The following is an 880-nucleotide window of genomic DNA, read 5'->3' as shown; positions in this document are numbered from 1 at the left end:
TTGAAATTAAGGTTTGTATTAGCAATGGTTGGGGTTGTTGCCAGGGTTGTGATTAAGGTTAAAATTGATATTAAAAATGGGTTTGGCATTTGGTTATTTTAATGGGTTTTGGTGGTTTTTTTGTTTTAAAAATAGTGGTTTTGTTTTTAATGAGAGGGTGGAGTCATGTTTTTACGATAAAAGGGTAGCGTCCCATTTTTTCACAGGGCAAATGGGGAGTTATTGCTCTGTAGATGTTAATCATCTTTTGCTTACGCGAGCTTGTGCGCTTGTTCCATTTTGGCACTCGTACGCCATTCCATTTATTTGTTGGTTTTTTCATCTTCTATTCTCGCTATTTCATCTAATCGATTGTTAACACTTTTAACTTTTGCTTTAATCCGTCTTGTTGTTATTTTCAATACTGTTAAAACTCGCCTGAAAAAAATTCTTACTGGGTTAGTTGCAAGCAACTTATAAATTAATATAATCAAAATAACGACACCTAATATAAAAAACACCACCTGTATCTTCTCACTCATATCCTCTCTCCTTTGTTTATTAAAACCCTCACAAAATGGAGTATGTGGGGTTGATTCACATGTTGATACAATCGAATTATCGTATAACATAGATGATGGATAGCCAATATCCTCGAAGGTTATACTATCGCCATAATCTTCGGGTTCCCAGTTAGTTAGACTCATAATTTATCCTTAGTATTAGTATCCATCGTAAAACTCAGTTTTCAGCGTCAGCGTCGTGTAACGCCCGTTGAAATTAAGATTTGTATTAGCAATGGTTGGGGTTGTTGCCAGGGTTGTGATTAAGGTTAAAATTGATATTAAAAATGGGTTTGGCATTTGGTTATTTTAATGGGTTTTGGTGGTTTTTTTGTTTT

The 880-nt window shown here is 34.5% G+C and carries 2 protein-coding genes; both read right to left on the bottom strand.

The window, feature by feature from the left end:
* Positions 1–302 precede the first annotated feature (302 nt).
* Entirely contained in the window at positions 303–686 is a 384-nt protein-coding gene (locus BBROOKSOX_RS11870; RefSeq protein WP_139662101.1) for a hypothetical protein, read from the bottom strand.
* A gap of 15 nt (positions 687–701) precedes the next feature.
* Positions 702–842 carry a hypothetical protein gene (locus tag BBROOKSOX_RS11865; protein ID WP_180323951.1) on the bottom strand — a complete coding sequence of 47 codons (141 nt, stop codon included), beginning with the start codon at positions 840–842 and terminating at the stop codon, positions 702–704.
* Positions 843–880: the final 38 nt, after the last annotated feature.

This window comes from bacterium endosymbiont of Bathymodiolus sp. 5 South, assembly GCF_900128535.1.
GTDB lineage: Bacteria > Pseudomonadota > Gammaproteobacteria > PS1 > Pseudothioglobaceae > Thiodubiliella.
The sequence above is the reverse complement of the archived record's forward strand: the minus strand, read 5'-3'. Positions and strand labels throughout refer to the sequence as shown.

Coding starts and splice junctions, on each gene's coding strand:
- BBROOKSOX_RS11865 (WP_180323951.1), bottom strand. CDS start 842: ATGCCAAACCCATTTTTAATATCAATTTTAACCTTAATCACAACCCTG.
- BBROOKSOX_RS11870 (WP_139662101.1), bottom strand. CDS start 686: ATGAGTCTAACTAACTGGGAACCCGAAGATTATGGCGATAGTATAACC.